The sequence below is a fragment of the Streptomyces sp. NPDC090045 genome, assembly GCF_044747975.1.
Taxonomy (GTDB): Bacteria; Actinomycetota; Actinomycetes; order Streptomycetales; family Streptomycetaceae; genus Streptomyces.
The window spans coordinates 62,679-82,217 of sequence record NZ_JBIVFA010000013.1 but is presented as its reverse complement, the minus strand read 5'-3'; the positions used below and the strand labels follow the sequence as shown (position 1 = coordinate 82,217).

12 protein-coding genes are annotated in these 19,539 nt (G+C 71.7%); 1 reads left to right on the top strand and 11 read right to left on the bottom strand.

From position 1 onward, the window contains the following. Nucleotides 1–9: 9 nt before the first annotated feature. The 10 genes from ACIPYQ_RS29535 to ACIPYQ_RS29490 all read right to left on the bottom strand — a co-directional run bounded on the left by ACIPYQ_RS29535 (nucleotide 10) and on the right by ACIPYQ_RS29490 (nucleotide 16,447). Nucleotides 10–4,770 carry a type I polyketide synthase gene (locus ACIPYQ_RS29535; protein ID WP_401256815.1) on the bottom strand — a complete coding sequence of 1,587 codons (4,761 nt, stop codon included), beginning with the start codon at nucleotides 4,768–4,770 and terminating at the stop codon, nucleotides 10–12. 136 nt (nucleotides 4,771–4,906) lie between these two features. Further along, on the bottom strand, nucleotides 4,907–7,201 hold the full coding sequence (locus tag ACIPYQ_RS29530) for an MMPL family transporter (RefSeq protein ID WP_401256813.1): 2,295 nt from the start codon (nucleotides 7,199–7,201) through the stop codon (nucleotides 4,907–4,909). A gap of 251 nt (nucleotides 7,202–7,452) precedes the next feature. Next, complete coding sequence (locus ACIPYQ_RS29525; RefSeq protein WP_401256811.1) at nucleotides 7,453–9,975, bottom strand: ATP-binding protein; 2,523 nt, start codon at nucleotides 9,973–9,975, stop codon at nucleotides 7,453–7,455. Nucleotides 9,976–10,079: 104 nt separating this feature from the next. After that, the gene (locus ACIPYQ_RS29520; protein ID WP_361758697.1) at nucleotides 10,080–10,772 is read right to left on the bottom strand and encodes a response regulator; all 693 of its coding nucleotides are present in this window, start codon (nucleotides 10,770–10,772) and stop codon (nucleotides 10,080–10,082) included. Between the two features lie 95 nt (nucleotides 10,773–10,867). Further along, the gene (locus ACIPYQ_RS29515) at nucleotides 10,868–11,584 is read right to left on the bottom strand and encodes a potassium-transporting ATPase subunit C (RefSeq protein ID WP_401256809.1); all 717 of its coding nucleotides are present in this window, start codon (nucleotides 11,582–11,584) and stop codon (nucleotides 10,868–10,870) included. A gap of 4 nt (nucleotides 11,585–11,588) precedes the next feature. Continuing rightward, on the bottom strand, nucleotides 11,589–13,694 hold the full coding sequence (gene kdpB, locus ACIPYQ_RS29510; RefSeq protein ID WP_401256807.1) for a potassium-transporting ATPase subunit KdpB: 2,106 nt from the start codon (nucleotides 13,692–13,694) through the stop codon (nucleotides 11,589–11,591). Then, nucleotides 13,691–15,355, bottom strand: coding sequence for a potassium-transporting ATPase subunit KdpA (gene kdpA / locus ACIPYQ_RS29505; RefSeq protein ID WP_401256806.1), 1,665 nt, complete (start codon nucleotides 15,353–15,355; stop codon nucleotides 13,691–13,693). The genes kdpB and kdpA overlap by 4 nt, the downstream gene beginning before the upstream one ends. An 8-nt stretch (nucleotides 15,356–15,363) precedes the next feature. Next, entirely contained in the window at nucleotides 15,364–15,453 is a 90-nt protein-coding gene (kdpF, locus tag ACIPYQ_RS29500; RefSeq protein WP_037807443.1) for a K(+)-transporting ATPase subunit F, read from the bottom strand. Then, entirely contained in the window at nucleotides 15,450–15,608 is a 159-nt protein-coding gene (locus tag ACIPYQ_RS29495) for a hypothetical protein (RefSeq protein WP_401256803.1), read from the bottom strand. The genes kdpF and ACIPYQ_RS29495 overlap by 4 nt, the downstream gene beginning before the upstream one ends. Before the next feature lie 83 nt (nucleotides 15,609–15,691). Further along, nucleotides 15,692–16,447: a DUF4118 domain-containing protein gene (locus tag ACIPYQ_RS29490; RefSeq protein WP_401256802.1), complete on the bottom strand. Its 756-nt coding sequence runs from the start codon at nucleotides 16,445–16,447 to the stop codon at nucleotides 15,692–15,694. Nucleotides 16,448–16,634: 187 nt separating this feature from the next. Between ACIPYQ_RS29490 and recQ the strand changes: the two genes are divergently transcribed. Continuing rightward, nucleotides 16,635–18,611, top strand: coding sequence for a DNA helicase RecQ (gene recQ, locus ACIPYQ_RS29485; protein WP_401256800.1), 1,977 nt, complete (start codon nucleotides 16,635–16,637; stop codon nucleotides 18,609–18,611). A 60-nt stretch (nucleotides 18,612–18,671) separates the two neighbouring features. Here recQ and ACIPYQ_RS29480 read toward each other — a convergent pair whose 3' ends face one another. Continuing rightward, nucleotides 18,672–19,490 carry an alpha/beta fold hydrolase gene (locus ACIPYQ_RS29480; RefSeq protein WP_401256798.1) on the bottom strand — a complete coding sequence of 273 codons (819 nt, stop codon included), beginning with the start codon at nucleotides 19,488–19,490 and terminating at the stop codon, nucleotides 18,672–18,674. Nucleotides 19,491–19,539: the final 49 nt, after the last annotated feature.

Sequence of the window (19,539 nt, the reverse complement as noted above, 5' to 3'; positions counted from 1 at the left end):
GCCGCGGGGTCAGGCCGCGCGGGCCGGGGCCGGGGCCGCAGCGGTTGCCGTGGCCGGGTGCCGCAGACCGTGCTTCAGCGCGGTCACCGCGTGACGGATCTGTTCGGGCGTGTGCTCGCAGGTGATGAAGAAGCGCAGCCGGGCCAGTTCCTCCGGCACGGCCGGATAGAGGATGGGATTGACGCTGACGCCCTGCTGGAAGAGCTCCTCCGCCAGGCGCAGGGCCTTCAGCGAGTCCCCGACGATGCACGGCACGATCGGCGTGTCGTGGCTGTCCCCGATGTCGATGCCCGCATCGCGGGCGAGGCGGACGAACAGGGCGGCGTTCTCCGCCAGCCGTGCCACTCGCTGCGGCTCGGCCCGCAGCAGGCGCAGGGCGGTCAGGGACGCGGCGGTGTCGGCCGGGGTCATGCCGGCGCTGAAGACGAAGCCCGGAACGGTGTAGCGCAGGTAGTCGACGACCGAGCGCTTCCCGGCGACGTAGCCGCCACAGCTCGCCAGGGCCTTGGACAGCGTGCCCGACCACAGTTCGACCTCCGAGCGGTCGATGCCGAAGTACTCGCCGATGCCGCGTCCCGTCGCGCCGATCGTCCCGATGCTGTGCGCCTCGTCGATCATCAACAGCGCACCGTGCCGGCGCTTGACCTCGACGAGGGCGGGCAGGTCGGCGATGTCGCCGTCCATGCTGTAGACGCCCTCGACGACGACGAGGACCCGCCGGTACTGGTCGCGGACCTGCGTGAGGATCGCGTCCAGGGCGGCCGCGTCGTTGTGCGGGAAGGGCCGCCGGGTCGCGCCGGAGAGCTTGCACCCCTGCAGGATGCTGTCGTGGGCGAGGGAGTCGTGGACGACGAGGTCCCCGGGTCCGACGAGGTGACCGATCACGGTGACGTTGGTGGCGTGGCCGTTGGCCAGGGTGACCGCGGCCTCGCACGAGAGCCGGCCGGCGAGTTCCGCCTCGAGTTCCAGGTGGAGGGGACGGCTGCCGGACAGCAGCCGGCTGGCCGACACCGACGTGCCGCAGCGCTCGATCGCGTCCCGGGCCGCCTCGGTCACCCGGGGGTGCGTGGCCAGGCCCAGGTAGTTGTAGCTGGAGAAGGAGAGGAGTTCCCGGCCGTCGACGACGGTCGTGTCCGTCATACCGCGTTCGTGGACGAGGAAGTACGGATTGGGGACCCCCAGCCCGGTGAGTGCGGCGATGCGCTCGCCGTGGGCGGTGACCTCGGGGAAGCACTCGATCCGCGTGTGTTCCTCGGGCAGCGGGGTGGCGGGCTGGTCGGCCGGCGGCGGCGACGTCGGCGGTGACGCCGGCGGGTCCTCCTCGCCGTGATCGGCCCGCTGTACGGGGAAGGCCGCGGGTACGGGGGCGGGTGCGGCCTCGGGCGTTGCCTGCGGCGCGGTGTCCGCGCCGCAGGCCTTCGCGATCTCGGCTGCGATCCTCCCGGCGGTCGGCCGGTCGGCAGCGCTCTCGTCGAACGTCCACTGCGGCCACTGCCGCGTGAGGGCGGTGAACAGGTCGGTCAGCATCAGCGAGTCGAAACCGAGCTCGTCGATCAGCAGCTGGTCGACGCGCAGGTGGCTCACCGGGAACGCGCTGATGCGGGACACGTGCGCGAGCACCTCCGCGGTGATCTCCTCGGCCTCCCCGGCCGGCGCCTGAGCAGCGGGCGGGACGGTGGGCACGGCGGGCAGGGGCGCGGGTTCGGGCGCAGGCGCGGGTTCGGCGGGCTCGGTGATCTCCGCGGCCGGGTTCCGTGCCGGAAGGGCCTCGGTGAGCCGGGCGATCAGCGCCACCTGCTGCCGCACCAGCTGGAGCAGTTCATCCATCGGGCCGTCCGCCCGGTCGTGCGCAGCGGCGTCCATCGGTGTGTCCGTCGGGGCGTTCATCGAGGTCTCCTCGGGCGATACGGGCTCGGGCAATACGGGCTCGGGCGATACGTGCTCGGGAGGGAGGGCGGTGGCGCCGGCGTCCTTCTTCTTGGCGGGTCGCCCGCCCGGTACCCAGTAGGACTGCGTGTCGAGCTTGGCCACCGGCAGGTCCAGCAGGCGGCGGTCCTCACTGGGCACCAGGGCCCGCGGGTCGACCGGGACGCCCAGGACCGCGAGCCGGGCGAGGGCCCGGACGAAGCCGTGCCCGCCGTCCGGCGCCTCCTCGCCGGCGGGCACGACGTGCACGTCGCCGTGGCCGGTGAGGTTGCGGCGGACCGAGGCGAGGAGCGAACTGCCGCCCGTCACCTGGAGGAAGACGCGGGCTCCCTGGTCGTAGGCGGTCCGGACGGCGTCGCCGAAGTGGACCGGGGCGGACGCGTGACGGGCCCACAGTTCGCGCAGCTCACCGGGGTCGGTGCAGACGTCCGCGCTCACGGACGAGACGAACGGCAGGACGGGCCCGGCGATGCGGAGGGCGTCGAGGTCCGCGCGCACGCTCTCCTCGGCGGAGGCCAGCCGCGGGGAGTGGAAGGCGTTGGACACGTCCAGCGCCACCGTGACCACCCCGGCCTCGGCGCAGGCCTGCCGCACCGCGGCGAGCCCGTGCGGCGTGCCGCTGACCACGACCTGCCGCGGCTGGTTGAAGCAGGCGAGCCACACGTCGTCGATGCCGGTCATCAGCCGGCGGCAGGTCTCCTTGTCGGTCTGGACGGCGAGCATCCCGCCCCCGTGGCCGGTCTCGGCCTCGCGGAGGGCCGCGCCCCGGTGCACCAGGAGCCGGACGGTGTCCTCGTCTGTGAGCGCTCCGGCCGCCGCGGCGGCCGCGAACTCCCCGACGCTGTGGCCGAGGGAGAGGTGGGGCGCGATGCCGCAGTGGGCGAGGAGCCGGGTCGCGGCGATCTGCACGGTGCCGAGCAGCGGCTGGCACACATCGGTGCCGGTCAGCCGCCGGCTGAGCTCCTCGGGGTCGCCGTGGGCGGCCGGGGCCTCGCCGTACAGCAGGTCCGCGAGGTCGAAGCCGGCGTCCCGGCGGGCCACGGCGCTGAGGACGTTGACGTCCGTGCGGAAGCCGGGGAACCGCTCGTAGAGGTCCCGCATCATGCCCGGCCGCTGGCTGCCCTGACCGGGGAAGAGGAAGGCGATGCGGCGCTCCGCCTCCGGCAGGGGGGCGTCGGCGGCGAAGGCGCCGTCACCGAGGTCGCCCCGGGCGCCTTCGGCCAGCTGCTCGCGGGCGTGGCGCAGCCGCCGGGTGAACTCCTCCGTGTCGGCCGCCACGATCGCGAGCCGCGTCTTCAGCGGCTCGCGCGAGCCCAAGGTGTGGGCCAGTGCCGCGATCGGCACGGGCGCGGCCTGGTCCAGCAGGTCCAGCACCTCGTCGATGTGCTGTTCCAGCAGCTCGGGGCTGCCGGCGGAGAGGAGCAGCAGCTGCGGCCGGGGCCCTTCGGCGCGTACCAGGAGGGTGCCGTGGGCGGGGACGGGCTGCTCCTCGAGCACCACGTGCACGTTCGTGCCGCCGAAACCGAAGGAGCTGACGGCGGCGCGCCGCGGGGTGCTCGCGCCCGGCCAGGGCCGTGCGGTGTCGGCGAAGCGCAGGCCCGCGGCGGAGATGCCCAGGTCGGGATGGGGGGAGGTGTCGGGCTGCGGCACGATCGTGCGGTGGTGGACGATCAGCGCCGTCTTGATCAGACCGGCGATGCCCGCGGCGGACAGGGAGTGCCCGATGAGGGCCTTGCCGGCGCCGAGGTAGCACAGCGAGGGGTCGTCGTCGGGGTACTCGGTGCGCAGCCGCCGCAGAGCCTCCACCTCGGCACGGTCGCCGGTGGTGGTGCCGGTGCCGTGGGCCTCGATGAAGCTCACGGAGGACGGGGCGACCCCCGCGTCGTCGTAGGCCCGGCGCATGGCGCGCAGCTGGCCTTCGGCGGTGGGGACCAGCGGTCCGGGGGAGGCTCCGTCGTTGGCCGAGCCGATGCCCTTGATCACCGCGTAGACGCGGTCGCCGTCGGCGAGCGCGTCGGCGAGCGGACGTACGACGACCGCGCCGGCGCCCTCGCCGAGGACGAAACCGTCGGCCTCCTCGTCGAAGGGACGGCACACCCCGGTGGCGGACAGAGCGCGGAGCCGGGAGAAGCCGACCAGGCTGTCCGGGGTGAGGTTCAGGTACACCCCGCCGACGACGGCGATCCGGCAGGTGCCCTGGCGCAGCTGGGCGACGGCCTGGTCAAGGGCGACCAGCGAGCCGGAGCAGGCGGCGTCGACGGCGAAGCTGGGGCCGCCGAGGTCGAACTGCCGGCTGACGGTGCCGGACGCCATGTTGAGCAGGCTCCCGGGCAGGGTGAAGGAGTGGATGGTGCCGAGCTCCGCCGCCTGCTCCCGGACGGCGTCGAGGCTCCCGCGGTCCGCCCCCTGCGCCCCCTCGGCCAGGGAGATGGCCCGCAGGGGGGCCGCCATCAGGTCCTTGTAGTCGGACACCGATATCCCGAAGAAGACCCCGGTGTTCTCCCGGTCGAAGTCGCCGCGGCCCATGCCCGCGTCGGCGAGGGCCTCGCGGGTGATGTCGAGCATCAGCCGGTGCTGCGGGTCCATGGACCGGGCCCGGGCGGGCGGCACCCCGTAGTGCAGGGCGTCGAAGCGGTCCACGTCGTCCAGGAACGCGACCTGGTCGGTGTACGCGGCGTTGGGGGCCGAGCGGTCGCCGGGCTCGTGGAAGACCCCGTGGTTCCAGCGCTCTGCGGGAACGGAGGAGAACTGGCGTTCCCCGCTCATCAGGAGCTTCCAGTAGGCGCGGATGTCGGGGGCGCCGGGGAAGCGGCAGCCGAGTCCGGTGATGGCGATGTCGGTCATGACGGGTCTTCCTTGTCGTGGTCCCCCGGACGGGGCCGGGGGTGCGGGAACGGGATGTGCGGGGGGAACGGGACGTGCGGGGGGACTGGATGTGCGGGCGACGGGGTGTACGGGGACGAGGCCTGCGCCCCGGTGGTCATTGGCGCGCGGGTGCGCGGGCGTGCTCGTGGGGGCGGGCGGGGGTGCGGACCGCGGTCCGGCCCTGTGGCGGGCACCGGCCCGGCGGGCACCTCCGGAGCGGCGGCGGACGGGACGCCGGGCGCGGCACTCTGCGCCCCGGCAGCTTCGGGGCCCACCAGTTCAGGCCGCCCGCCAGGCGCATCAGCGCCGGTACGAGGACTCCGCGGATGAGCGTGGCGTCGAGGAGGACGCCGAGACCCGCGCCGATCCCGAAGAACTGCAGGAGGGAGACCTGGGAGGTGCCGAAGCTGAGGAGGGTGAAGGCGAGCAGGGCGCCGGCGGTCGTGACGATGCCGCCCGTGCGGGCGATGCCCGAGACGATCGACGCCGAGTTGTCCTGCCCGGCGTCGTGCGCCTCCTTGATACGGGCGAGGACGAACACCTCGTAGTCCACCGAGAGCCCGAAGACGATGCAGAACAGCAGCACCGGCATGGTCGTACTGAGCGGGCCGGGGGTGAAACCGAGCAGCTGGTGCAGATGGCCCGACTGGAAGATCCACACCATGGCCCCGAGGACGGCCGCGAGGCCCAGGGCGTTCAGCGCGATGGCCTTGACGGGCAGGAGCAGGCTGCGGGTGAAGGCGAACAGCAGGGCGAAGGTGGTGAGGGTGATCAGGGCGAGCGCCAGCGGGATCCGGTCCCCCACGGTGGCCTTGGCGTCGACCAGTACCGCACTGGGACCGCCGACGAGGACCTCGCCGCCCGCCGGGGCGGGAGCGCTGCGGATGTCGCGCACGAGCTGCTGGGCCGCGTGCGACTGGGGGTCGGCCAGCGGCACCACGGAGAGCCGTGCCGGGCCTTCGCCGGCGGACCCGGCCGCGGGGCCGGCGGAGCCCGCGGAGCCGGAGACCGCCGCCTTCTCGCCGGACCGGAAGCTGCCCTCGGCACCCATGACCTGGGCGACCTGGGGCAGCGCGGACAGCCGGCGAGCGTAGTCCTCCCGCGCCGACGGGGACGCCGTACCCGTGACCACGACCGTGAGCGCGCTGGAGCCCTTCATGTCGAAGGAGCCGCGCACCAGGTCGCCGGTCTGCCGGCTGGACGCGCTCACCGGCAGCGCCCGGTCGTCGGGAGTGGCGAAAGCGGCGTGCGCGAACGGCGCCGCCAGCAACAGCAGCAGGCCGATCACCGGCAGCGCCGCGACCAGCGGGCGGCGTACGACGATCCGCGCCAGCCCCTCCCACAGGCGGGACCGCGAGCCGGTGCGGACCCGGCGGCGCCACGGCACGGCCCAGGCGTTCACCCGCGTGCCGAGCAGTGCGAGCAGCGCCGGCAGTACGGTCAGCGCGCTCACCGCCGCGATCACCACCACGGCGATGCCGGCGTAGGCGAAGGAGCGCAGGAAGTACGGCGGGAACACCAGCAGCGTCGCGAGCGCGGCGGAGACCGTGGCGGCACTGAAGACGATCGTGTGGCCCGCCGTGCGCACGGTCCGGATGGCGGCGTTGCGCGGCCGGTACCCCTCGGCCAGCTCCTCGCGGAACCGCGAGACGATCAGCAGCCCGTAGTCGATGCCCAGCCCCAGGCCGAGCGCGGTGGTGAGGTTCAGCGCGAACACGGACACGTCGGTGACGGAGCCGAGGACGCTCAGGACCAGCAGGGTCCCGGCGATGGCCAGAACGCCGATCAGCAGGGGCAGGGCGGCGGCCACCACACTGCCGAACACCAGAACCAGCAGGATCAGGGTTCCCGGCAGGACGACGGCCTCGGCGCGCTTGAGGTCGGATTCCGAGAGGTCCTGGAGCTCGGCGTCGACGAGCGCCGTTCCGCCCACGTGCAGGGTCAGGGCCGTCCCGGCGGAGTCCGGGGCGGTCAGTTCCCGCTTCAGTTCCCTGACCCGGGCTCCGAGCCGCTCCCCCTCGCCGTCCACATGCGCGACCACCATGGCCGCGTCGCCGTCCCGGCTGCGCAGTTCGGCCGCGCCGCCGGTCCAGTACGAGGTCACCGCGCTGAGGTGCGGCCGGGCGGCGAGCCGGCCGGTCAGGGCCGCTCCCTCGCTCCGGGCCGCCGGGTCGTCGACGGACCCGCCACGGGCCCGCGCGACGACGACGAGGTTCGGGGACGCCCCCGGGCCCTCGGCCGCCAGGTGGGCGGCGCGGCTGGACTCGGAGCGCGGGTCGTCGTATCCCTGGGTCTTCAGCCGGCCGGTCGCCCCCGCGCCGAAAACGCCGGACACGACGAGGAACACGAGCGCGGCGAAGAGCACGAGCCGGGGGCGGCGGGTCACGAAGACCCCTGCACGACGGGACACGGATGCCTCCGAACCGGGTGGCGTATCGGTCCTGCACTGGCGCAGGACGGTCGATTTCCACCGTGCCCGGAGGAGGGACGGGGCCGTAGCCCCGGTTGTTCGTACCTTGACAGGAGCCGACGGGACCGCTCTCGGAGCCGGCGGAGGCCGTCACCGCAGGCCGGACTCGACGCTGCTGCCGTCGGTGTCCCGGAGTACGGAGACCCGGGGCGGCAGCGGGATCACGAACAGCAGCGCGGGCGGACCCGTGCTCAGAGGCGTCCCGCGGCCGGTTCGGGGGCGACGGGGAGGGTGAGGACCATGGTGAGGCCGCCGCCGGGGGTGTCCTCGGCGGACAGGGTGCCGCCGATGGCCTCGGTGAAGCCGCGGGCGACGGCGAGGCCCAGGCCGACTCCGGCGCCGCGCGGGGCGTCGCCGTGGCGTTGGAAGGGCTCGAAGATCCGGTCCTTGGCGTCGTCGGGGACACCGGGTCCCCGGTCGACGACGCGCAGCTCGACGCGGTCGCGCAGGGCGCTGGCCGCGACCAGCACGCACTCGCCCGTGGGGCTGTACTTCACCGCGTTCTCCACGATGTTGGCGACCGCACGCTCCAGCAGCCCCCGGTCGACGGCGACCATCGGGAGCGTCTCCGGGATGTCGAGGTCCACGCTGTCCTCCGGTACGCCGCCCAGGGCCATCGGGACCACCTCGTCGAGGTCGGTCTCGCGGATCAGCGGGACGACGGTGCCGGTGTTGAGGCGGGACATGTCGAGGAGGTTGCCGATCAGGGCGGCGAGCCGGTCGGCGCCGTCCTCGATGCCTTCCAGGAGCTCGCCCCTGTCCTCCTCGGACCACTCCACGTCGTCGGACCGCAGCGAGGTCACGGAGGCCTTGATCCCGGCGAGCGGAGTGCGCAGGTCGTGGCTGACGGCGGCGAGCAGGGCGGTACGGATGCGGTTGCCCTCGGCGAGTTCGCGGGACCTCTCGGCCTCGTCGACCAGGCGCTGGCGGTCGAGTACGACGGCCGCCTGGGCGGCGAACGCGCCGAGGACGCGGCGGTCCTCGGCCGGCAGGACCCGGCCGGTCAGGGCGAGGGCCATGTTCTCGCCGATGGGCAGGTCCACGTCGGCGTCCTCGGGGCGGGCCACCGGAGCGGTGCCGACGGCCGCGGCCGTGGTCCACGGGTCGACCTCGCTGGTGCGCTCCAGCAGGACGGCCGACTGCATGGAGAAGGTCTCGCGGAGCCGTTCGAGGAGCGCGTCGAGGGAGTCCTCGCCGCGCAGGACGCTGCCCGCGAGGAAGGAGAGGATCTCCGACTCGGCGCGCAGCCGGGCGGCCTGGTGGGTGCGCCGGGCGGCCAGGTCGACCACCGAGGCCACCGAGACGGCCACCCCCACGAAGATCGCGATCGCGACGATGTTCTTCGGGTCGGAGACCGTGAACTCGTGCAGCGGTGGGGTGAAGTAGTAGTTCAGGAGCAGGGAGCCGAAGGCCGCCGAGGCGAGGGCGGGCAGGAGTCCGCCGAGGAGCGCCGCCGCCACCGTGAAGGTGAGGAACAGCAGCATGTCGTTGGCGAGCCCGAGGTCGGGGACGACCTGGTTGAGCAGGACGGTGAGCAGCGCCGGGCCCGCGATGCCGGTCAGCCAGCCCCAGATGATGCGGGAGCGGCCGAGCCGTGCGCCGCGGGCGACGGGCAGACCGCGGCGGCCCTTGGCGGCCTCGTCGTGGGTGACGATGTGGACGTCGAGGTCGGGACCGGACTCGCGGGCGACGGTGGCACTGACACCGGGGCTGAAGGCGTACTGCCAGGAGCGGCGGCGGCTCACGCCCATCACGATCTGCGTGGCGTTGACCCCGCGGGCGAACTCCAGCAGGGCGTCGGGGATGTCGTCGCCGATGACGTGGTGGAAGGTGCCGCCGAGGTCCTCGACCAGGGTGCGCTGGACGGCCAGCTCCTTGGGCGAGGCGGACGTGAGGCCGTCGCTGGCGGCGATGTAGACGGCGAGGACCTCGCCGCCCGCGCCCTTCTCGGCGAGGCGGGCCGCACGGCGGATCAGCGTACGCCCCTCCGGCCCGCCGGTCAGGCCCACGACGATGCGCTCGCGGGCCTGCCAGGTGGAACGGATGTTGTGCTCGCCCCGGTACTCCTGCAGGTACTCGTCCACGCGGTCGGCGACCCAGAGCAGTGCGAGCTCGCGCAGGGCCGTGAGGTTGCCCGGGCGGAAGTAGTTGGACAGGGCCGCGTCGACCTTGTCGGGCTTGTAGACGTTGCCGTGGGCCATGCGTCGGCGCAGGGCCTGCGGCGACATGTCGACGAGCTCGATCTGATCGGCACGGCGCGCGACCTCGTCGGGCACCGTCTCCCGCTGCCGCACACCGGTGATCGTCTCGACCACGTCGCCCAGCGACTCCAGGTGCTGGATGTTGACGGTCGAGACGACGTCGATGCCGGCCTGGAGGAGTTCCTCCACGTCCTGCCAGCGCTTGGCGTTGCGCGAGCCGGGCACGTTGGTGTGGGCGAGCTCGTCCACGAGCGCCACGGCGGGACGCCGGGCGAGGATCGCGTCGACGTCCATCTCGGTGAAGGTGGTGTCGCGGTACTCGATCTCGCGCCGCTCGATGAGCTCGAGGCCGTGCAGCATGACCTCGGTGCGCGGACGGTTGTGGTGCTCGACGAAGCCGACGACGCAGTCGGTGCCCCGCTCGATCCGGCGGTGCGCCTCGGAGAGCATCGCGTACGTCTTGCCGACGCCCGGTGCCGCGCCGAGGTAGATCCGAAGCTTTCCGCGTCCCATGATGCCGACTTCTCGTGTGTGGTGCTGAACGGTGTTCGATGGCGAAGGCAGGGTGCGGGACGGTCGGGCGCCGGTCGGGCCGGTCGGGCGGGGTCCCGGGACACCTACGGTTCGAAGCGGTAGCCCATGCCCGGTTCGGTGATCAGATACCGGGGGTGCGAGGGGTCCGCTTCCAGCTTGCGCCGCAGCTGGGCCATGTAGACGCGCAGGTAGTTGGTGTGCTCCGAGTACGTGGGTCCCCAGACCTCCAGCAGGAGCCTGCTCTGGGTGATCAGCCGGCCCGGGTGGGTGAGCAGGATCTCCAGCAGGTGCCACTCCGTCGGGGTCAGCCGTACGGTGCGCTCGCCCCGCCGCACCTTGCGCGCCACCAGGTCGACGGAGAACTCGTCCGTCGTGATCAGGGTGACCTCGGTGGCGGCCAGGGACTCCGGCGGGGCCTCCTGGCGGCGGGTGGCCGCGCGCAGGCGGGCCAGCAGCTCGTCCATGCTGAACGGTTTCGTCACGTAGTCGTCCGCGCCGGCGTCCAGGGCGCGGATCTTGTCCTCGGAGGTGTGGCGGGCGGAGAGGACCAGGATGGGCGTCCGGCTCCAGCCGCGGACCGCCTTGATCACTTCGACGCCGTCCATGTCCGGCAGGCCGAGGTCCAGCACGATGACGTCCGGCTTCCGGGCCGCCGCGAGCCGCAGCGCCGAACTGCCGTCGGACGCCTCCTCGACCTCGAACTTGCGCGCCTGGAGGTTGATCTTGAGCGCGCGGACGAGCTGACGATCGTCCTCCACCACCAGCACCCGGGTCATCGGTGTGCAGCCTTCCTTCGTTGCGGATCGCCGTACGGACCGGCGGGGCGCGAGCTGCGCGTCCCGCCGGTCCTCAGGTCGTGCGACGTCGAGCATCAGCTCTTGGTCAGTGCCTTGAGCGCGATGTTGAGTTCGAGGACGTTGACCCGGGGTTCGCCCATGAAGCCGAGGGGGCGGCCCTGGGTGTGGTCGGCGACGAGTTTCTCGACCTGCTTGACGTCGAGCTTGTTCTGCTCGGCGACGCGGTGGATCTGGATCTTGGCGTATTCGGGGGAGATGTCGGGGTCGAGGCCGGAGCCGGAGGAGGTGACGGCGTCGGCCGGGACGTCCTCGGGCTTGACCTGGTAGGTGGTGGTGGAGTTGTCGGTGATGACGGCTTCCTTGGCGGCGATGACCTGGGCGCAGAGGGTGCCTTCTTCTGCGTCCTTGGTGCACTGGCCGCCCACGGCGCCGTTGTCGGCGGAGCGGTTGGTGGCTCCGGAGAGGATGAGCGCGTACTGGGTGTTGACGCTGTTGGAGCCGAGGCCGTTGGAGGGGCGGGGCTGGAACCACTTGAGGTCCGGCTTGGCGGCTTCTTCGGCGTCGTCGGGGTTCTGCTTGGGCAGGTTGTAGGTCTGTCCGATGAGGGAGGACCCGACGACCTGGCCGTTGTGGTCCTTGATTTCGGAGCCGTTGGCCTTGTTGTTGAAGAGGGCCTGGGCGATCCCGGTGACGGCGAGCGGGTAGATGACCCCGCAGATGACCGTGAGGACCAGCAGGGCCCGCAGGCCCGCCCCGATCAACCGTGCTGTGCTGCCTACAGAGTTGTTCATGGGGTCAGCCGATTCCGGGGATGAGGGAGATGATCATGTCGATGAGCTTGATGCCGATGAACGGGGCGATGAGGCCGCCGAGTCCGTAGATTCCCAGGTTCCGGCGGAGCATCTTGTCGGCGCTGGTGGGCCGGTACTGGACGCCCTTGAGGGCGAGCGGGACCAGGGCGATGATGATCAGCGCGTTGAAGATGACGGCGGAGAGGATCGCGGAGTTCGGGGAGGACAGGCCCATGATGTTGAGCTTGTCCAGGCCGGGGTAGACGACCGCGAACATGGCCGGGATGATCGCGAAGTACTTCGCGACGTCGTTGGCGATGGAGAAGGTGGTCAGGGCGCCTCGGGTGATGAGGAGCTGCTTGCCGATCTCGACGATCTCGATGAGCTTGGTGGGGTTGGAGTCCAGGTCCACCATGTTCCCGGCCTCCTTGGCGGCCGAGGTGCCGGTGTTCATGGCGACGCCGACGTCGGCCTGGGCGAGGGCGGGGGCGTCGTTGGTGCCGTCTCCGGTCATCGCGACGAGCTTGCCGCCGGCCTGTTCGCGCTTGATGAGGGCCATCTTGTCCTCGGGGGTGGCCTCGGCGAGGAAGTCGTCGACACCTGCCTCTTCGGCGATGGCCTTGGCGGTGAGCGGGTTGTCACCGGTGATCATGACGGTCTTGATGCCCATGCGGCGCAGTTCGTCGAACCGCTCGCGCATGCCTTCCTTGACGACGTCCTTGAGGTGGATGACGCCCAGGACGCGGGCGCCCTTCTCGTCCTCGACGGCGACCAGGAGCGGGGTGCCGCCGGCCTCGGAAATCTTGTTGGCGAGGAGGTCGGCGTCGTCGGAGACCCGGCCGCCCTGCTCCTTGACCCAGGTGATGACCGAGCCGGCCGCACCCTTGCGGGTCTTCTTGCCGTCCACGTCCACACCCGACATGCGGGTCTGGGCGGTGAACGCGATCCACTCGGCGTGAGCGAGCTCGCCCTGGTGACGCTCGCGCAGACCGTACTTCTCCTTCGCGAGGACCACGATGGAACGACCCTCGGGCGTCTCATCCGCAAGAGACGACAGCTGCGCGGCATCCGCCAGCTCGGCTTCCGTCGTGCCCTTGACCGGCACGAACTCGGAGGCCTGACGGTTGCCCAGCGTAATGGTGCCGGTCTTGTCGAGCAGCAGGGTCGACACATCGCCCGCGGCTTCCACCGCACGTCCCGACATGGCGAGGACGTTGCGCTGGACCAGGCGGTCCATGCCCGCGATGCCGATCGCGGAGAGCAGCGCGCCGATGGTCGTGGGGATCAGGCAGACCAGGAGCGCGGTGAGGACGATCATCGACTGCTTGGCCTCGGCGTAGATCGCGAAGGGCTGCAGGGTGACGACCGCGAGGAGGAAGACGATGGTGAGGGACGCGAGAAGGATGTTGAGGGCGATCTCGTTGGGGGTCTTCTGTCGGGCGGCGCCTTCGACGAGGGCGATCATGCGGTCGATGAAGGTTTCGCCGGGCTTCGTCGTGATCTTGATGACGATGCGGTCGGAGAGGACCTTGGTGCCGCCGGTGACCGCGGAGCGGTCGCCGCCGGACTCGCGGATGACGGGGGCGGACTCGCCGGTGATGGCGGACTCGTCGACGGAGGCGACGCCTTCGACGACGTCGCCGTCGCCGGGGATGGTGTCGCCGGCCTCGCAGACCACGAGGTCGCCGATGCGCAGTTCGGTGCCGGGGACCTGTTCCTCGGTCGTGCCGTCCTTGGTGAGGCGGCGGGCGACGGAGTCGGTCTTGGCCTTGCGCAGGGTGTCGGCCTGGGCCTTGCCGCGGCCTTCGGCGACGGCTTCGGCGAGGTTGGCGAAGATCGTGGTCAGCCACAGCCAGGCGGTGATCGCCCAGCCGAACCCGTCCGTCGGGTCCATGACCGCCAGGACCGTCGTCACGACCGAGCCGACCAGGACTACGAACATGACCGGGGACTTGATCATGATGCGGGGGTCGAGCTTGCGGACCGCGTCCGGGAAGGACTTCAGCAGCTGCTTGGGGTCGAAGAGTCCGCCTCCGACACGGCCGGCGGGCGGCTTGTGGCCGGTTGGCAGGTCGTCGTGCGGAGCACGGGTCGGTGTGGCGGTGCTCATGATGCGAGCCCTTCGGCGAGCGGACCCAGCGCCAGGGCCGGGAAGTAGGTGAGTCCGGTGATGATGAGGATGGTGCCGACGAGCAGGCCCGCGTAGAGCGGCTTGTCGGTGCGCAGGGTGCCCGCGGTCTCGGGGACGGGCTTCTGCTCGGCGAGCGAGCCGGCCAGGGCGAGGACGAACACCATGGGCAGGAAACGGCCGAGCAGCATGGCGATGCCGATGGTGCTGTTGAACCACTGCGTGTCGGCGTTCAGGCCCGCGAAGGCCGAGCCGTTGTTGTTGGCGCCCGAGGTGTAGGCGTAGAGGATCTCCGAGAAGCCGTGCGCGCCGGAGTTCGTCATCGAGTTGCCCGGCGTGGGCAGGGCCATCGCGGCGGCGGTGAAGCAGAGCACGAGGGCGGGGGTGATGAGGATGTAGCAGGCGGCGAGTTTGATCTCGCGGGTGCTGATCTTCTTGCCCAGGTATTCGGGGGTGCGGCCGACCATCAGGCCGGCGATGAACACGGCGATGATCGCCATGATCAGCATGCCGTAGAGGCCGGAGCCGACTCCACCGGGTGCGATCTCGCCGAGCTGCATGCCCAGCATCTGGATGCCGCCGCCGAGTCCGGTGTAGGAGGAGTGGAAGGAGTTGACGGCGCCGGTGGAGGTGAGGGTGGTGGCGACGGAGAAGATCGAGGAGGCGGCGATGCCGTACCGGGTCTCCTTGCCTTCCATGGCGCCGCCGGTGACCTCGAAGGCGGGGCCGTGGTGGGCGAACTCGGTCCACATCATCAGGGCGGTGAACCCGACCCAGATGATGCCCATGGTGGCGAGGATGGCGTAGCCCTGGCGCAGGTTGCCGACCATGCGGCCGAAGGTGCGGGTCATCGCGAAGGGGATGACCAGGATCAGGAAGATCTCGAACAGGTTCGAGAAGGGGGTGGGGTTCTCGAAGGGGTGGGCGGAGTTGGCGTTGAAGTAACCGCCACCGTTCGTGCCCAGCTCCTTGATGACTTCCTGGGAGGCGACCGCGCCGCCGTTCCACTGCTGGGTGCCGCCCATGAACTGGCCGACCTCGTGGATGCCGGCGAAGTTCTGGATGGCGCCGCAGGCGACCAGGATGATCGCGCCGATCACGGAGATCGGGACCAGGATGCGGACGGTGCCGCGGACCAGGTCGGACCAGAAGTTGCCGAGCTCACCGGTGCGCGAGCGCGAGAAGCCCCGGACGAGGGCGACGGCGACGGCCATGCCGACGGCGGCGGAGACGAAGTTCTGGACCGCGAGGCCGCCGGTCTGCACGACGTGGCCCATGGCCTGTTCGCCGTAGTAGGACTGCCAGTTCGTGTTGGCGACGAAGGAGGCGGCGGTGTTGAAGGCCTGGTCGGGGTCGATCGCGACGAATCCGAGGGAGCCGGGCAGGATGCCCTGCAGGCGCTGCAGGAGGTAGAGGAAGAGGACGCTGACCGCGGAGAAGGCGAGGACGGCGCGCAGGTAGGCGGGCCAGCGCATCTCGGTCGACGGGTTGGCGCCGATGGCCTTGTAGATCCACTTCTCCGGCTTGTAGTGCTTTTCGGAGGAGTAGACGCGGGCCATGTAGTCGCCGAGGGGGCGGTAGGCCAGTGCGAGTGCGGCGATCAGTGCGAGCAGCTGGAGCACACCAGCGGTTACGGGGCTCATATCAGTGCTCAGAACCTCTCCGGGTACACGAGGGCGAGGACGAGGTAACCCAGCAGGGAGACGGCCACGGCGAGGCCGACGATGTTCTCGACGGTCACAGCTTGGCCACCCCTCGGGCAATGAGAGCCACCAGCGCGAAGACCGCAACCGTGGTGACGACGAAGGCCAGATCGGCCACCGTGAGCTCCTGGATGAAGTGAGTGATGTGAAATCGGCCAGATGGCCGATGACCAGATAACCCGGTCTTCACCACGGTGTTAATGAGCTTTGACGGGCTCCATACGGGGCCGCGGGAACCCTTAACGCCCCCCTGACGTGAGAGTGCCGGGGATGCCGTCAGCCCTGACGTGAGAGGCCCGCGGTGTCCAGGGCGGCGCCGGCCTGGGCCGCCAGCGCGACGGCGACCTGCCGTGCCTGCCCGGCCGGAAGCTGGCCGGGGCGGGCGTCCAGGAGGAAGCGGCCGTAGTAGTGGCCGCCGCCCACCACCCGCAGTTCCGTCTCGCCCTCGGGCCAGTCCGCGTACTCCGTGATCACGCTCCTGCCGCGCAGCCACACGCTGCCGTCGTGCTCCAGCCGCGGCAGCCGGCCCATCAGCGTTCCGTACTCGAAGCGGCAGCCGCGCAGTCCCAGCAGGCGGACCAGCTCCCGGCGGACGTGCTCGACCACCGCCGCCGGCGAGCCGCCGCTCTCGACCAGCCGCGCCGTCGCCTGGAGGCCGGACAGGTGGGCGGTGTCCGTGACCACGGTCGCCCGGAGCCGGCGCTGCCGGACGGCCAGCTGCGAGACGATCAGCCCGACGACCAGCAGCAGCACCGCCGTCTCGACGTCCGCCCGGTCGCTGATCGTGAACTGCTGGTACGGCTCGGTCAGGAAGAAGTCGAACCAGGCGGCCGCGCCGAGCGCGCCGAGCGCCGCGGCCACCCTCGTCCCGAGGGCGGCGACGGCCACCACGGTCACGACCATGATCAGAGCGGCGTTCGTCGCCGAGAGGTCCGCACGGAAGGGCACGAGCGCGAGCGCCACGAGGAAGGGGAGCACCAGGGCCGCGAGCAGTGCGGCGCCGTCGCGGAGCCGGTACGAGTTTCCGGACATGTGAGGCCTCCCGTCCGGATCAGCCGATCCTGACAGGGCGCGGATCGCCCACGAAGAGCGTGCCTCCACGGCGAGCCGGCGTAACGCGGCCCGCGGCTCTTTTGACGCAGCCCGTACGCGCGGCGGGTTTTCCACAGGTTCCGGTGAGCGGAGCGGGCGTGTCGGCGGGTGCCGATAGGCTTCTCGAATGGCCGCTCCGGACACCACCCACGAAATCTCCGACGCTCTGCAGGTGCTGCACCGCGTCTTCGGTTACAGCTCCTTCCGCGGCGAGCAGCAGGAGATCATCGACCAGGTCGTCGGCGGCGGTGACGCCCTCGTCCTGATGCCGACCGGCGGTGGCAAATCGCTCTGCTACCAGATCCCGGCGCTGGTCAGAGACGGTACGGGCGTCGTGATCTCGCCGCTGATCGCGCTCATGCAGGACCAGGTGAACGCGCTCACCGCCCTCGGAGTGCGGGCCGGGTTCCTGAACTCCACGCAGGACCACCACGAGCGGCAGGCCGTCGAGCAGGCCTTCCTCGCCGACGAGCTGGACCTCCTCTACCTGGCCCCCGAGCGGCTGCGCACCGAGGGCACCCAGCGGCTGCTCGACCGGGGCAAGGTGTCGCTCTTCGCGATCGACGAGGCGCACTGCGTCGCCCAGTGGGGTCACGACTTCCGGCCCGACTACCTCGCGCTGTCCATGCTGCACGAGCGCTGGCCGAAGGTGCCGCGGATCGCGCTGACCGCGACGGCCACCGAGGCCACCCACGCCGAGATCGTGGCACGGCTCGGCCTGGAGGACGCCCGGCACTTCGTCGCCAGCTTCGACCGGCCGAACATCCAGTACCGGATCGTCCCGAAGGGCAACCCGCAGCGGCAGCTGCTGGACCTCATCCGGACCGAGCACGACGGGGACGCCGGAGTCGTCTACTGCCTCTCGCGGGCCTCGGTGGAGAAGACCGCGGCCTTCCTGGCGGAGCAGGGCATCGACGCCGTGGCCTACCACGCCGGAATGGACGCCCGTACGCGCGCGGCGAACCAGGCGCGCTTCCTGCGGGAGGACGGGGTCGTGGTGGTGGCCACGATCGCCTTCGGCATGGGCATCGACAAGCCGGACGTGCGCTTCGTGGCGCACCTGGACCTGCCGAAGTCGGTCGAGGGCTACTACCAGGAGACCGGCCGCGCCGGCCGCGACGGGGAACCGGCCACGGCCTGGCTGGCCTACGGGCTGCAGGACGTGGTCCAGCAGCGCAAGCTCATCGAAGGCTCCGAGGGCGACGAGGCGCACCGCCGCTCCCTCGCCATGCACCTCGACGCGATGCTGTCGCTCTGCGAGACGGTCGACTGCCGCCGGACGCGGCTGCTGGAGTACTTCGGGCAGTCGGGCGAGCCCTGCGGCAACTGCGACACCTGCCTGACGCCGGCCGAGTCCTGGGACGGGACGGTCCCGGCGCAGAAACTGCTGTCCACGGTGTGGCGGCTCGCGCGGGAACGGCGCCAGAAGTTCGGCGCCGGCCAGATCATCGACATCCTGCAGGGCAAGAAGACGGCCAAGGTCATCCAGTTCGACCACGACGGGCTCTCGGTGTTCGGTATCGGAGCCGATCTGAGCACGGCGGAGTGGCGAGGGGTCGTGCGCCAGCTGCTGGCGTCGCGGCTGCTGGCGGTGGAGGGCGACTACGGGACGCTCGTGCTGACCGACGACAGCGGCGAGGTGCTGGGCGGGCGCCGCAGCGTACCGATGCGCAAGGAGAAGGTGCCGGCCGGCCCGGCGAAGAAGGAGTCCGGGTCGCGCTCCGGGAAGGGCGCCCGCGTGCCGGTCGACCTGCCGGCCGGCGCCGAGCCGTTCTTCCTGGCGCTGCGCGCTTGGCGGGCCGCGACGGCGCGCGAGCAGGGCGTACCGGCGTACGTGGTCTTCCACGATGCGACGCTGCGGGAGATCGCGACGCGGCTCCCGGCCACCGAGGCGGAGCTGGGCACCATCGGCGGGGTCGGCGAGGCCAAGCTAGCCAAGTACGCCCAGGGCGTCCTGGACACCCTGACGGAGTGCAACGCCACCGGGCCTGCCGCCGCCGCACCGCAGGCCGTACCCGCCGCCCGGCCGGCCCCCGCCGGCCCGGCCGACGAAGAGCCGCCCTACGACCTGGACGAGGAACCGCCGTGGGAGGACTGGCAGTAGCCGGTCCGCAGTGACCGGTCCCGGCGCCCGGCAGGCACGTCGCCCGCCGGGCGTCCGCGGTCAGGACCGGATCGGGTGACGGGCCAGGAACCGGGCCAGCCCTTCGGCGACCGGCCGGGGCCGTTCGATGGGGAGCAGGTGGCCCACCCCGTCGATGACGCACTCCTCGACGTCGGGCACGTGCGAGCGGAGGAACGCCGCGACCTCGACCCACAGGGGCGGGGTGTCGCTTCCCCGCACGGACAGCACCGGCTGCCGGATCGCCGCCGCCTCGTCGGGCCCGAACCGCCACTCGGCCAGGGCGGGGAGCTCGATCCCGAAGAACGTGTCGGCGTCCTTGACCGCCTGCTCGAAGCTGCCCGGCATGCGCTCGTCGAGCAGGGCCCGGCAGCGTTCCGGTTCCATGCCGCCGACCAGGGACAGGAACAGCCCGAGGGCGCGTTCCGCGTCCCCGTCGGCGTACGCCTGGAACGCCGGCGCCGCCTCGGCGAAGAACGCCTCGCCCGCGGGAACCGACAGCAGGGAGAGCTCCAGCAGGGCGACCGTGGCGATGCGGTCGGGGCGGTCCTGGGCCAGCTGCGCGGCGACCGCCGCGCCACTGGAGTGCCCGGCCACGTGGACGCGCTCGATGCCGAGCCGGTCCAGCAGGGCGAGGGCGTCGGCTGCGTGGTCGGCGACGGAGACCGGCCCGGGGGTGTGGGTGCTGCCGCTCCAGCCCCGCTTGTGATAGCGGACGAGCCGGTGGCTCCCGGCCAGGGCCGGTTCGGCGACGAGCGGGGCGAACCCGTCGGCGAGGACCGGGCTGATCAGCAGGACCGGCTCCCCGGTTCCGCGGACCTCGTGCTCCAGACGGATCTCGTTCACCGTGATGGTGTCCATGATGTCCTCCGCTGTGGTTGTGGCTCACCATGGAGGCGTAAGCGGGGCG

Coding starts and splice junctions, on each gene's coding strand:
- ACIPYQ_RS29535 (WP_401256815.1), bottom strand. CDS start 4,770: ATGACCGACATCGCCATCACCGGACTCGGCTGCCGCTTCCCCGGCGCC.
- ACIPYQ_RS29525 (WP_401256811.1), bottom strand. CDS start 9,975: ATGGGACGCGGAAAGCTTCGGATCTACCTCGGCGCGGCACCGGGCGTC.
- ACIPYQ_RS29520 (WP_361758697.1), bottom strand. CDS start 10,772: ATGACCCGGGTGCTGGTGGTGGAGGACGATCGTCAGCTCGTCCGCGCG.
- ACIPYQ_RS29515 (WP_401256809.1), bottom strand. CDS start 11,584: ATGAACAACTCTGTAGGCAGCACAGCACGGTTGATCGGGGCGGGCCTG.
- kdpB (WP_401256807.1), bottom strand. CDS start 13,694: ATGAGCACCGCCACACCGACCCGTGCTCCGCACGACGACCTGCCAACC.
- kdpA (WP_401256806.1), bottom strand. CDS start 15,355: ATGAGCCCCGTAACCGCTGGTGTGCTCCAGCTGCTCGCACTGATCGCC.
- ACIPYQ_RS29490 (WP_401256802.1), bottom strand. CDS start 16,447: ATGTCCGGAAACTCGTACCGGCTCCGCGACGGCGCCGCACTGCTCGCG.
- recQ (WP_401256800.1), top strand. CDS start 16,635: ATGGCCGCTCCGGACACCACCCACGAAATCTCCGACGCTCTGCAGGTG.
- ACIPYQ_RS29480 (WP_401256798.1), bottom strand. CDS start 19,490: ATGGACACCATCACGGTGAACGAGATCCGTCTGGAGCACGAGGTCCGC.